The organism is Naasia lichenicola (assembly GCF_004801885.1).
GTDB classification, from domain to species: Bacteria; Actinomycetota; Actinomycetes; order Actinomycetales; family Microbacteriaceae; genus Naasia; species Naasia lichenicola.
The window spans coordinates 212110-224733 of the sequence record NZ_SSSM01000004.1; the positions used below are offsets into that span (position 1 = coordinate 212110).

11 protein-coding genes are annotated in these 12624 nt (G+C 66.3%); 5 read left to right on the forward strand and 6 right to left on the reverse strand.

What is annotated here, in order from left to right; genetic code table 11:
- Positions 1-19 precede the first annotated feature (19 nt).
- The 3 genes from E6C64_RS09195 to E6C64_RS09205 are packed head-to-tail and all read right to left on the reverse strand — an operon-like array spanning position 20 to position 3371.
- Positions 20-781: a CDP-alcohol phosphatidyltransferase family protein gene (locus tag E6C64_RS09195; RefSeq protein ID WP_199241000.1), complete on the reverse strand. Its 762-nt coding sequence runs from the start codon at positions 779-781 to the stop codon at positions 20-22.
- Positions 762-1865, reverse strand: a complete 1104-nt coding sequence (locus E6C64_RS09200; RefSeq protein WP_136427215.1) for a glycosyltransferase — start codon at positions 1863-1865, stop codon at positions 762-764. The genes E6C64_RS09195 and E6C64_RS09200 overlap by 20 nt, the downstream gene beginning before the upstream one ends.
- 57 nt (positions 1866-1922) lie before the next feature.
- Positions 1923-3371 carry a tyrosine-protein kinase domain-containing protein gene (locus E6C64_RS09205; RefSeq protein WP_158437807.1) on the reverse strand — a complete coding sequence of 483 codons (1449 nt, stop codon included), beginning with the start codon at positions 3369-3371 and terminating at the stop codon, positions 1923-1925.
- Between the two features lie 184 nt (positions 3372-3555).
- Here E6C64_RS09205 and E6C64_RS09210 point away from each other — a divergent pair, with 184 nt between their 5' ends.
- A complete protein-coding gene (locus E6C64_RS09210) occupies positions 3556-4197 on the forward strand; it encodes an arsenate reductase/protein-tyrosine-phosphatase family protein (RefSeq protein ID WP_136427217.1) in 642 nt (213 codons plus the stop codon).
- A gap of 51 nt (positions 4198-4248) precedes the next feature.
- Here the strand turns inward: E6C64_RS09210 and E6C64_RS09215 are convergent, their stop codons facing one another.
- Positions 4249-5592, reverse strand: a complete 1344-nt coding sequence (locus tag E6C64_RS09215; protein ID WP_136427218.1) for a hypothetical protein — start codon at positions 5590-5592, stop codon at positions 4249-4251.
- A 117-nt stretch (positions 5593-5709) separates the two neighbouring features.
- On the opposite strand from E6C64_RS09215, the gene E6C64_RS09220 reads away from it, so the two are divergent.
- The 3 genes from E6C64_RS09220 (at position 5710) to E6C64_RS09230 (ending at position 8956) form a co-directional block, all read left to right on the forward strand.
- A complete protein-coding gene (locus E6C64_RS09220; protein WP_136427219.1) occupies positions 5710-8217 on the forward strand; it encodes a lipopolysaccharide biosynthesis protein in 2508 nt (835 codons plus the stop codon).
- 87 nt (positions 8218-8304) lie between these two features.
- The gene (locus E6C64_RS09225; RefSeq protein WP_136427220.1) at positions 8305-8511 is read left to right on the forward strand and encodes a CopG family transcriptional regulator; all 207 of its coding nucleotides are present in this window, start codon (positions 8305-8307) and stop codon (positions 8509-8511) included.
- A gap of 4 nt (positions 8512-8515) precedes the next feature.
- Positions 8516-8956, forward strand: coding sequence for a type II toxin-antitoxin system death-on-curing family toxin (locus tag E6C64_RS09230; RefSeq protein WP_136427221.1), 441 nt, complete (start codon positions 8516-8518; stop codon positions 8954-8956).
- Positions 8957-8962: 6 nt separating this feature from the next.
- Here E6C64_RS09230 and E6C64_RS09235 read toward each other — a convergent pair whose 3' ends face one another.
- The gene (locus E6C64_RS09235; RefSeq protein WP_136427222.1) at positions 8963-9436 is read right to left on the reverse strand and encodes a hypothetical protein; all 474 of its coding nucleotides are present in this window, start codon (positions 9434-9436) and stop codon (positions 8963-8965) included.
- 230 nt (positions 9437-9666) lie between these two features.
- On the opposite strand from E6C64_RS09235, the gene E6C64_RS09240 reads away from it, so the two are divergent.
- The gene (locus E6C64_RS09240; RefSeq protein WP_136427223.1) at positions 9667-11796 is read left to right on the forward strand and encodes an Ig-like domain-containing protein; all 2130 of its coding nucleotides are present in this window, start codon (positions 9667-9669) and stop codon (positions 11794-11796) included.
- Positions 11797-11903: 107 nt separating this feature from the next.
- Here the strand turns inward: E6C64_RS09240 and E6C64_RS09245 are convergent, their stop codons facing one another.
- Positions 11904-12608, reverse strand: a complete 705-nt coding sequence (locus tag E6C64_RS09245; protein ID WP_136427224.1) for an SGNH/GDSL hydrolase family protein — start codon at positions 12606-12608, stop codon at positions 11904-11906.
- Positions 12609-12624 lie beyond the last annotated feature (16 nt).

Consider the following 12624-nt stretch of genomic DNA (forward strand, 5'->3'; position numbering starts at 1 on the left):
GGCCCCCACTGCAGCAGGTTCACGCACTGCCGAGGCGCTTCATCTCGCGGAACCAGCGTCGGAACGCGACAGGGAGCACCAGCACGTTGGCGAGGGTCAGCAGACCGTAGAGCACCACGAAGGCGGGCATCCAGGCGAACAGCACGAAGCTGAGCAGCAGCAGGCCGTAGTCGAATGGCAGCACAGCCAGCGAGTACAGGGTGCTGGTGGTGCCCTCTCGCTTGAGGATCATCTTGGACGAGCCTCGGTCGAGCCTACGCAGGAAGTCGCTGAGCACGAGGCCGAAGAACCGCGCGTTGTCGGCGATCAGGTAGACGAGCGGGATGAGCAGCCAGCCCGGCGCAAGATCGGTGAAGCGGAACCAGGCGATCACTACCGCCACGTGGACCGAACTTGTCTTGATCGCGTCCACGACGTGGTCGAGCCACTCCCCCGCAAGTGAGCCGCCGCCGCTGAGGCGAGCCACCTGGCCGTCGGCGGAGTCGAGCGCGTAGCCGATGCCGAGGAGGAGGGCGACGCCGATTCCGAGCACCGCGCTCGGCGGAATCGTGGCGACCAGCACGAGGCCGGTGAAGGTGAACAGCGCGCTGATCGCGGTCACTGTGTTCGGGGCGAGGCCGAGCGACGCGGCGAGTGCCGCGAACACCCGCCCCAGCGGACGGTTGACGAACCGGGAATACGCGGCAGCCCCCTTCGAGGACTTCTGCGAACCGCGCAGCGTCGTCATGGCCTCGCCGAAGCTGTATCGGCGGGCGGCCGTGCTATCGACCTGCGGGGACATCGTCTACTCCTTGTGTTCTGGCTGCAACCGGCGTTCCGGAGGCATGATCTGTTCGCGGCGCATGGGTCGATCGGATTGCGGCTCGGTATGCCCGCACGTGGGCTTCGCCGATCCCGCGCCATTCCAACCGGGACAGGTCAGGATGACCGGCGAGCTCGGCTGCCGCCGCCAGCGCCTCGCGGAGGATCTCTGGCGTCAGGGGTCCGGCGAATGTGCGCACCCAGCCCGGTCCCATCTCTTCGGAGAGCCATTCCGTAGTCTCGCCCGAGGGCATCAGCACTGGGCGCCCGAGGGAGAGCGCCAGGATCGCGGCGCCCGAATTGTGCACCGCCCGATACGGCAGCACGACCAGCTGTGATGCGCCGATCTCCTGCGACAGCTCATCGTCGGCGAGATGGCGCAGGACCGAGCTCACGCGGTGATCGCCCAGCGATGCGGCCGCGATGCTGCCCGCCAGCTCTGCCGACTTCGGCTTGCCCGCCAATCGCAAGCTCGCCGACGGATCGTCGAGTGCGGCGAATGCCCCGATGAGGTCCTCGACGCCCTTGTACGGCCGGATCAGCCCGAAGAAGAGGATCCGGCCCGGGATGACGTCGGATGACGACGGCTGCGGATACCAATCGCGGTAGTGTCCGTGCCGGATGGTGACCGTGCTCACCTCCGACGGTGTCGGTGTGAACGGGTTGAGGCGGATCCACGCCGTGGTCCGCGCGTCCATGGCGCGCAGGAGCGCGCGCTCCCAACGGTCGCCCGCCTCATGCGTCGCGAGATTGTGCATGGTCCGCACCACGGGCGTCTTCCGTCGCGAGATGCGCGCGATCAGCGCCATCAGTGCGAGGCGGCGGACGAAGGTCTTCGCGGTGGACGAGCCGCGTGCGAGTCGCTCCGGCCAGTGGAGATGAAGCACGTCGTAACTTCCGAGCAGCGCGGTGCGCCACGAGAAGTACATGACCTCGACATCCGAGCCGAGCGAGTCGGTCAGCTGAAGCAGATAGGGGTTGGTCTGCGGGCCCCTCCCAGGGAAGGACTGCAGGACCCCTATCCGCTTCGTCGACGCCGTGGCGTGCTGGTTCTCATCTGACACTTCGTCGCTCCCTGCGAACTGCTGGTCGCGACTCTGCGAGCTTCTCGAAACGGTCGACTACTTGCTCGCGAGGCGAGCGTAGTCGGCTCCGCTGGAGTCGGACGGCTCGTCCCGGAAGAACCGCACGGGCGGCTGAGCCGTCGTGGGAAGGGCGACCTCGGTGCGCTGCACGATGTCGTAGCCGTACGTGGCGGACTTCGTCTGCGCCACCCCGTTGAGCACGACACCCAAGACGCGGCTGTTGACGAAGTTGAGCGATTCGACCGCCTCAGCGAGCTGACGTCGGCGAGTGACGGCCTGACGGGCGACGACGAGCGCGCCGTCGGTGAGGGCCGAGATGGACAGTCCGTCGGTGACGGCCAGCACGGGGGGCGAGTCGACGACGACGAAGTCATAGCGCTCGGTCAACTCCCCGAACAGGCGGGCCATGGCGTCGGAGGTGACCAGCTGCGTCACATTCGGCGGCGTCGTGCCGGCGGGCAGCACGTCGAAGGCGCCGATCCTCTGGATGGCATCCTCCGCGCTCACTCCGCCCAGCAGGACGTTGGTCAGGCCCACGGCCCCCTCGATGTTCAGGTAGTCGGAGACGGCGGGACGACGGAGGTCGGCGTCGACGACGAGGACGCGCGAGCCGCGCTCGGCGACTGCTGCGGCCAGGTTGAGCGCCGTGGTGGTCTTGCCATCGCCCGGAAGGGCCGAAGTGACGGTGACCGCACGCAGTCGCTGATCGACACCGGCGAACTCGAGGTTAGTGGCGAGGCGACGATAGTCCTCCGCCGCGGGGCTCTGCGGCTCCGAGAGCACGACGACATGAGCGAGGCGGCGACCGCGACGACGCGCTGCGGTGCCGAGCAGCGGCACATCCGCCAGGCCCTGGATCTCGTGGATGTCTTCGGAACGGACTCGGTTGTCGAGCAGCTCACGGCCGATGGCGAAGACGATGCCCGCCAGCAGGCCCAGACCGATGCCCGTCAGGATGAGGAACATCCAGCGCGGCGAGTAGGGAGCGGACGGCGCCTGGGCGGAGGCCACGGGGTTGAGGGTGACCGCGGGTGCCGCGTCGACCGCGGTCGGAGCGATCGAGGTGACGACGGTGGCGAGTGAAGCCGTCACGGCGTTCGCCAGGTCTGCCGCGCCCTGGGCCGACCCGGCGGTGGCGGTGACCTCGATGATGACGGTGTTGAGCGGGACGCTGGCGGAGATGTTGTTGGCGAGCGAGCCCGACGTGGTGTCCAGGCCGAGCGATGAGATCACCGGGTCGAGGACGGCGGGCAGCTTCGCGAGAGCCGCATACGACGCGACGGTGTCCTGCGTGTAGGTGGAGCCCTGGACGAGCTCTTGGGTGGTCTCTCCTCGAGTGGACGAGACGATCACGCTGCTGGTGGCCTGGTACTCGATCGGCTGGACCGACGCGAACAGAGCGGCGCCGAGGGCGCCGACGATTCCGAGAGCGATGATGACGAGCCAGTGCTTGCGCAGCGCGACGAAGTAGCGGCGAGGATCCACGGGTAATTTCCTTCGGGTGAGGTGAACCTCAATGGTAGGTTCGCGGCCCGCGTCACCTCTTCCCCCAGATAGGGGCACGACCTGCGGTTTTGCCTCCGGAAGGCTCCGTCCGTCATAGGGGCGGCAGTGGTGGATACTATGAGGCACCCACCCCCGTTCAGGTCTCACGAGAATACCCGGTCTCATGCCTCGAATCCTGCTCGTCTGCACGGCGAACGTCTGTCGCTCCGCCTACGCTTCCGCACTGCTCCAGGAGCATCTGATGTGGGATCCGAAGGAGAGCTGGGTCGTCGAGAGCGCCGGGATCCGCGCCGTGGCCGATGGGGCCATCTGCTCCATGGTGCATGGACGGCTCGACGATGTCGGTCTGGCCGAGGTCGCCTTCTCCCACGTCGCGCGTCAGATCGACCGATCGACGATCGCGTCGGCCGATCTCATCCTGACGGCTGCGTCGGAGCACCGTTCGGCAGTCGTGCGGATGGACCCTCGCGCGAGCCGTCGAACCTTCACGCTCAACGAGGCGGCCGGCCTCAGCAAGATCGCGGTTCCGATGCAGCCCAACGGAGTGTTCGCCGCCAAGACCCCCATGCACGACTTCGTCGAAGACCTGCACGCTGCTCGGCCACGCCTCGCGCTCGATGAGCCGCGGGGACTGCTCCGTCGACGCTCAGCGCACGCCATCGACATCTCGGATGGACACAACATGCGCAATGGCGATCATGTCCACACCCTCAACGACGTGCGTGACGCCGTCGACTCGATCGCCGACGCACTGCGCTCGGTGTACGCGGTCGAAGCGGACCCCGGGTACCGCGCCGCGGGCTGATCGACGACAGCGGGACCCCGCATGGTGTCTCGTCGCCGCGGTGAGCCGACGTCAGCTGGCGAGCAGTGCCTCCTGCTGCTCAGCGGTCTGGCCTATGGGACGGTTGCCCATCCGCGTGGACCCCTCGGCCTTGAGGGCCAGTCCGAGCCCGAGCGCGAGCGCCAGGATCGGACCCGACGTGTACAGCGGATTGAAGAAGAGGTTCCAGAGGCTCTGCACGACGAGGAACATCGTGACCGAGTTCGCGGTGCGAGTGGCGACCCGGCGGCCGATGATCAGCAGCAGGAGCACCAGCGACAGCAGCCCGAATGCGATTCCTGCAAAGCCGAAATACGCCCACAGGTCGCCCATCATGGAGTGCAGCTCGAACTTGGTGCCGAACAGGAAATTCTCTACATACCCGTTGTTCGGATCGTAGTTGATGGTCAGCATGCCGGCCTTCGCGACATCGACGTCGCCAGGGTTGGCGAGCGATCCGGCGCCGAAGCCGAACGGCCGCGAGAGGAACAGCGCGATGGTGGCCGCTAGTTCGGGCCGGCCGCCGACCAGGATGGATCCGGCCCGGTCGACCTGCTCCACTGAGCGGGCCTGAGCCTCCGTGCCGAGGTAGCCCTGCACGAGCAGGCTGGTGCCCACGTTGTAGACCACGAGCGCTATGACCGCGAAGGCGAAGAGCACCCGCAGTCCGCCGCCCTTCTTCGCCGAAGCGCGCCGCGGAAGGAGCTGCCAGCCAACGAGTACTGCGGCGATCAGGAACTGGCCGAAGTACGCGCGAGAGTCGAAGGCGACCGACGCGCCTGCCAGGACGATGAGGAAGATGATGCCGAGCCAGTGCCGGCCGGTGCGTGCAACGAAAGAGAGCACGATCACGGCGATGGGCACCGCGAGAGCGAATTTCCACGGGTTGACCGTGAACGACTCCTCACGAGTGAGCGCGGAGATCAGCATCCCCACGCCGTATGTGACCCCGATGACTCCGATGGAGAGGTATTGACGCGCCCACAGCACGATCCCGACCGCGGCGACGAGGCCGACGAGCAGCAGAGTGTTGGAGATGAGGTTGTTGTCAGTGGTCTCATGGTCCGCCGACGCGAGCATGGTCAACCAGATGGCGGCCACACCTCCGATGGCGCCGATGACGGCGATCCAGATGCCTCCGATGAAGTGCCGGAAGGTGGGCAGCCAGAGTGGGATGGTGACCAGCGCGGCGAGGTGACCGAAGGTGATGCCCTGTCCGATGAACTGTCGAGACGACATCAGAAGGATGATCGCGATGGCGATCGTCTGGATGACCGGAAGCGGAATGCTCTTGACGGCACGACCGGCAAGACCGATCCTGCGTTCGGGAGCGATCTCGGGGTACGCCTGAGCGCGCTCCTCCAGCTGTTGAGACACAGACACCCTTTCGCGCACGACGATTGCGTGAACACAGTACCTGTCAGGGGTTCCTTTATCACGACCCCTGAAAGCGGGGCCCGCCGACACGCCATATCGGCGTTAGGTTAGGCAGTTGTGACAACCGCGACCAGGAGCCTCGGAGACTCCGCCGCGCGCGGAACCGGGATCACGCTGCTCGGACAGGGCCTGCGGGTCGCGCTGCAGTTCGCGTCGACGATCATCCTCGCCCGCCTGCTCACACCCGAGGACTTCGGCCTCATCGCGATGGTCGCCGCGATCATCGGGATATCGGAGCTGGTCAGGGACTTCGGTCTCTCCAGCGCGGCCATCCAAGCGAAGAACGTCACCGACGACGAACGCACGAACCTGTTCTGGGTGAACACCGGCCTCGGCGCCGCCTCCAGCCTTGTGGTCATCGCATTCAGCCCGCTCATCGTGCTTCTCTACGGTGAGCCGAGGCTCGTCTGGATCATCGTCGCGATGTCGTCCACCTTCGTCTTCAGCGGCATAAACACCCAGTTCAAAGCCGACCTGACGCGTCAACTGCGCTTCGCAGCCCTCACCGGATTCGAGATCGCCGGCGTCACTGCCGGATTCGTCCTCGGCATCGGCTCTGCCGCACTCGGCCTGTCCTACTGGGCGATCGTCATCCAGCAGGTGACCACAGTCGCCGTCGCGTGCATCCTCAATGTCTCAGCGTCGAAGTGGAAGCCCGGGCTGCCCAAGCGCGGGGTATCGATCCGCCGCTTCCTTCGCTTCGGCATGGGCGTGCTCGGCACCCAGGCCATCTCCTACGTCACCAAGAACATCGACAGCGTCTCCATCGGCGCCGTCTGGGGCGCGGGGCCCCTCGGTCTCTACGACCGGGCCTACCAGCTGTTGATGACGCCGCTCAATCAGATCAACGCGCCGATGACGCGCATCGCCCTGCCGATCCTGTCGCGCGTCCACGATCAGGGCGAGGTGTTCGAGCGATACCTGCATAAGGCGCAGCTCGTCGGCGCCTACTTCACAGCGACCGTCTTCGCTGTCGCCGCCGGGCTCTCGACCCCGTTCGTGCTCGTGCTCTTCGGTCCCCAGTGGGTCGGAGTCTCGGCGATCTTCGCAGCGCTCGCAGTGGGCGGCGTCTTCCGTTCCATCGCGCAGATCTCCTATTGGATCTACCTCGCGACCGGCAAGACCGGCGCGCAGCTGCGGATGTTCCTGGCCGTGCGACCCATCATGATCGTGATCATCCTGGCCGGACTGCCTTGGGGTCCTGTCGGCGTGGCCATCGGCCAGACGATCGCCTACTCCCTGCACTGGGCGGTGTCGCTCTGGCGCGTCGGGGTGGTCACCGGTGTCAACACCCGACCGCTGTTCCTCAACGCCATCCGCACGGTGCTCGTGGTCAGCGTCCCCTGCGGCATCCTCGCCTTCCTCGGCACCCTGTTCCCGGTTCCCGCCATCGTGCAGATCCTCATCGGGCTAGCCTTCGCCCTCATCTACGTCGCAGTGATATCGGTTTTCGTCCCCGCCGTGCGCAGTGACGTGACCGTAGTGCTCTCGTTCGCCCGGCGCATGGTCGGTTCACGCCGCGCACCGACGGATCATCGGCGCGGCATTCGCGGCGACAGCCAGCGCAAGCGCTCGCTCGAAGAGCTGCTGCGGGTGGCCGCGCCGCATCTCCGATCGGGTCGCTGGATCCTCCCAAGCGCATCTTCCGCGTTTCACAACAGCCCCGAAGGCCGCTCCGCGCAGGCGGCGGCCGCCGCGAGGATCCGTCCCGCGCGCGACCTCAAAGAGCGTCTGGTACGGCGCCGTACCGCGCTCGCGGCGCCTCGTTCGGCCGACATCACTGGCCGTCCGTCCGCCGAGCACGGCCCCACAGAGGCGCTCCTCACCAAAGATCGCAGCCTCGTGCTCTTCGACCGCGGATCGAACTCGGTCACCCATGTGCGCAGCGCGCCGTTCGGAACCGACTATGAGTCGTTCCGCCGACGGCTCACTGATGAGATACCCAACCCCTCCTGGACGCTGACCGACGAGCGCCGTGTTCTCACCGAGGGCCTCGCCGATGGCGTGGAGTTCGCCCGGGCTGCGTTCGAGGTTCGCGTCGAGGTGACCCGCCGGATCGTCGATGCATACGCCGCCTTGACCCGCCGGTCCTCCTCGCCCGGCTCGGTCGATCTCGTGCTCGGCGCGATCGCTCGGGTCGACTCCAACTCGAAGGTCTCGTCGTCCATCCGGGAGGAAGTCGACGCACTCACAGACCGCCTCATCGCCGACTCCCCCACATGGCCGCTCGTGCTCAGCCATGGAGACCTCACCGGTCGCAACCTGATAGTGACCGATCGGTCCTCCTGGATGGCCATCGACTTCGAGGACGCCGGAGAGCGTCCCTACTTCTACGACGCCTACGTCCTGATCTGTCAGGACCGCGAACTGCTGGCCGCGCTGCGCGCCGGCGCATTCGCAGCCGAGCTCGCCAGGCTGCACACCGCCGCAGGTCGGCCCGCGGACAGCGATGACGATGAGATGCTGCTCCGCGCGGCTGCGCTGCTGGCGGCCGATTACCACGCCCGCGAGCACGGGGGACGCTTCGAGTTCAGCCTCAGCCGTACCTGGCCGACCTCTGGCTGATCCTGCCCCGTCAACTGGGGTCAGGATGAAGAGGGAATCGCTTCGACTCCGCTCGAGCACTGCGGCGACGCCGTTCTAGCCTGAGGTATGGCCCTCACACTCCGCCTCTCCGCCGAAGGCGAGGAGACCCTGAATCGGATGGCCGCATCGCTGCACGTAAGCAAGAACGCAGCGGTGGCGCAGGCCATCGACTTCGCCGCCCCCCGCCCAAGCCACCCCGATTTCATTCCCGAAGCCGCCCAGCGTCTTCTCGTTCGCTACGCTGACCTGATGGACCGACTGTCGCGCGCCTGAGCACATGGCAACCCCCGCGCCCACTCCCCTGCATCAGGACACTCCCGACTTCGAGTATCTGAGCGTCGACGATGTCGTCCAGATCGTCGAGATCTTCACGGAAGCGCCGCTGCGGGAGTCCGTTCGCGACATGGGTCTGTTAATCGCTGCGGTCGACAGACCTGCCATCCAGTACGGCGGACGCGATGTCTACCCGAATCTCGCTGACAAGGCTGCTTCACTCATGGAGAGTCTCGCGCGCAACAGCGCTTTGTTCGATGGCAACAAGCGGCTCGCGTGGTTGGCGACGAATGTGTTCCTCGAGCTCAATCACGCAGCTCTGCACTTCAACGACAACGAGTCATTCAGCTTGCTGCGCGAAGTCTCGCAGGGCTACATCTCGACCACCGAGCTCGCGCAGCGCATCGCGGCGCGACTCGGACCCTGGCCGCAGCCCGCTTCCTGATCGGACTCAGTCCGTGAGGCAGTCGACCGCCTGCTGCACGCCGGTCTCATCCAGAGTGATGTCACCCAAGACGGTCGACGAGTCGGTCAACGTCGAATTGGCCACAGCGACCGGTCCAACCGCCAGAGTCAGCCCGTCTGCCGGTTCCGCCGTGACCACGTCCGTGGTCGCGAAGATGGCGATGGACTGGTCGGCTGCGATCCCATCCCCTGCGAGCTGCGCGGCGATGATCGTGGTGTCTTCGAACCGGGGCGCGCGGGCGCCCGCCGTTGCAGAGATGGAGACGCCTGGCTTGAGGGCCGCCGTCAGATAGTCGAGTGCAGACTGCGACAGCACGATGCAGCCGTCCGACTCCTCAGTCGCTTCTGCGCTCGGAGTGACCGAGGACGCGATCGAACTGGTGGACGCGGGTACCTCCAGCGCCGTAGCGCAGCCGGCCAGGAGCAGCACGGCGGGCACGACGAGGAGGAAACGTCTCATGCCTCGGAGCCTAGCTGGGGGGAACACCTGTCCACCGCCCCCTTTCCGGGGCGCGGTGGTGGATTCGCTCACACCCTCCAGGCGCCTCCCCGAGGAAGGGCATTGTTGAGAACGCACGGATCACCAGGTATTTTGCCGGGCGGACGGGCCCGCTAGGATTCAGGCACCCATCCCATCAGCGCTGACCCCTGCATCGTGCGCCGCGACTCCCGAGAAAACCCGGTTCTCCTGTGTCCCGCCTTCTGCCGCGCCCCGCCGCGCTCCTTGCATCCATCGCCGCTCTTCTGCTCGGCGCCTCGATCTTCGCCGCGCCCCCCGCACACGCCGCTGGCCTGCTGCCGTTGACCACGACCATCAGCTCGACGTCACAGGCGTTCACCGGTGGTTTCGTCAGCCCGACCGTCTACATCCGCAATCCGAATGGCACCGCGATCCCCATCACGCGCGTCATCGTGACGAAACCTGCCGGTTGGACCTACGTGGCCCGCTCGGTGGCCCCGGCTTCCACCATCCCCGCTCCCACGATCACGGCCACCTCCCTCACCTTCACATTCTCGAAGACCGTGCCCGCCTCCGGCACCTTCAGCTTCGGATTCACCCTCGGCGTCGGGAAGTCCACCGGCACCTTCGCGCTGAAGGCCAGCGGAAGGGCGACAGGGACCACGGTCTCGTCGTCGTCCGTCTCCACGTCGGTGATCGCGAAGCTGCCGAACCGCGCTCCGGTCGCATCTCGCAGCTATGCGTACACGCTGCAGGGCACCGCAGTCGTCGTGCCGCTCAGCTACTCGGACGTCGATGGCGACAGCCTCAGCATCCACGTCGGACAGCCCGCCCACGGCACGCTCGCTCTGCGCTCGGGCGTCGCTACCTACACGCCGGCGTCGGGGTTCGTCGGCCTCGACACATTCACCTTCTCCGTCAACGACGGGAAGATCGAGTCGAACACCGCCACCGCATCCATCGATGTCACACGCCGGACCGCGAATACGGCCCCTACCGCGCGGAGTCAGACCGTGACGATGGCCGAAGTCGCGTCCGATGCGGCGGGCGTCGGAATCGCGCTGGATGTGGCCGACGCGGAAGACGGCGAAGCCGGTCTGACCACCGTTGTCACGGTGCAGCCGCGCCACGGCCGCGCAAGCATCTCGACGAGTGGAAGCGCCGCCTACTACCCCACCCCAGGCTGGAACGGCACCGACTCGTTCACCTACCGCATCACGGACAGTCAGGCAGCTTCGGCGACGGCGACCGTGACGATCCGCGTGACGCCCGTCGAGCTCCCGCCCCAGCCGAACGGGATCGTGGTGCAGGTCAATCGGAACTCCTCTGCGACATTCACCGTGTTCGCCATCGACCTCGACTCCCCATCATTGACGCTCAAGCTCCTGACGCGGCCGACCCGAGGCACGCTGACGGGGACCATGCCGAACTTCACCTACACACCGAACACCGACGTCATCGGGACTGACAGCTTCACGTTCAGCTCCAGCGATGGCACCACAACCGTGACCAACACGGTCGTGTTCGGTATCAGATACGTCCACGCGACCCCTGTGGCCGCGGCACAGTCGGTCATCGCTACGCAGAGCAACCCCGTGCGGATCACCCTCAAGGCTACGGACGCGAATGGGGAGGAGCTGTTCTATCTGATGGACCGCGGGCCCCAGCACGGCACGCTCACCGGGACGATCCCCAACCTCGTGTACACATCGGCCGCGGGCTACACAGGGGCGGACAGCTTCACGTTCCGGGCGACCAACAAGTATGTCGTCTCGGAGCCGGCCACGATCTCCATCAATGTCACGGCGGGAGCCCATATCAATCAGGCGCCCACCGCAACGGATGGGCGCTTCACGGCTCGACAGGGAACACCGGCTCCGATCACCCTGCTCGGGATCGATCCAGAAGGCAGCTCCCTCAGCTACACGATCACCGCTCAGCCCACGCTGGGCGCGCTTACCGGAAGCGGAAGCTCTCGGGTGTATACGCCCATCCCGGGCGCGATCGGTCTTGACACCATCACATTCTCGGTCAGCGACGGATCGCTGAGGTCCGCTATCGCGACGGTGCGGATCGAGCTTCGGAGCGCGAATCATGCGCCCGTCGCCCAGGCATTCTCGAAGACCGTGGCGAAAGACAGCGCCACGAACTACTTCCCGCTGTACTCGAGCGATGCGGATCGCGATGTGCTCACCAACATCCTGTCGACCCCGGCACACGGCACGGTTGTCATCCTCAACGACGGGCTCGCCGCTTACACACCGACGCTCGGATACACCGGGACGGACTCGCTGACCTTCACGGTGAACGACGGCTTCGCCGACTCCGCGCCCGTGAAGATCTCCTTCACAGTGAACTAGACCTGGAAGCCGTTCTAGCGATCAGGCCTGCGACGTACTTTTCGCTGCTCCCGCCGGTGAGTCCGGTCTGGTCCATCGGGACAGCTGACTTTTCGAGCGCGGGTCGCCTACTCGGCGCGACTCGTCGCCGGTTTCCGATAGTGCTCATCCAGGAATCGAGCGATGGTGCCGCCGACCGACCGATGGACGATGAGGGTGGGATGGATGCCGTCATCCGAGGTTCCCGGGCTCCATCGCTCCCCCAGCCGATACGCCTTCCATGGGTCCAGAAAATCCCATCCCCGCGCGAACGCCAACTGCTCCAGCTCCACGTTGGTCGTTGTGACGGCTCCAGAATCCGCGAGCGACTCCAACGGAGGTATGGCGAGCACGAGCACCGAAGGAGCTCGAATCGTCGACGCGATCGCATCCATGTCTGCCGTCTGCTGCGCGAAGTCGATGCCTTGAAGGACGTCATTGGTCCCCGACTCGATGATCAGGACGTCCGCGTCGACCGGAGTGACATTGGCCGCCTGCATCGTCGAAGTGGAACCTGCATGGGCCCACCCACCTACGAAGATAGCCGAGTCGCTTGCGTCCGCGTAGTACACCCATGAGACCTCAGCCGGCGGATCGACGAGCACGCCCGGCATGACCGTCCCCGCCGTGAGCGAGTCGCCCACCGCCGCGAATCGAACCTGCGCTGCCGAGCTCGGCGCTGGGCTGGTCGGCGCCGGAGCGTCGACAGGCACTTTGCACCCCACGAGGATGAGGGCGAGGGCGAGGCCCACGACGACCGCCTGGGCATCTGCTCGCGGTCGACGACCCGCCATATGCTCCCCCGAACCG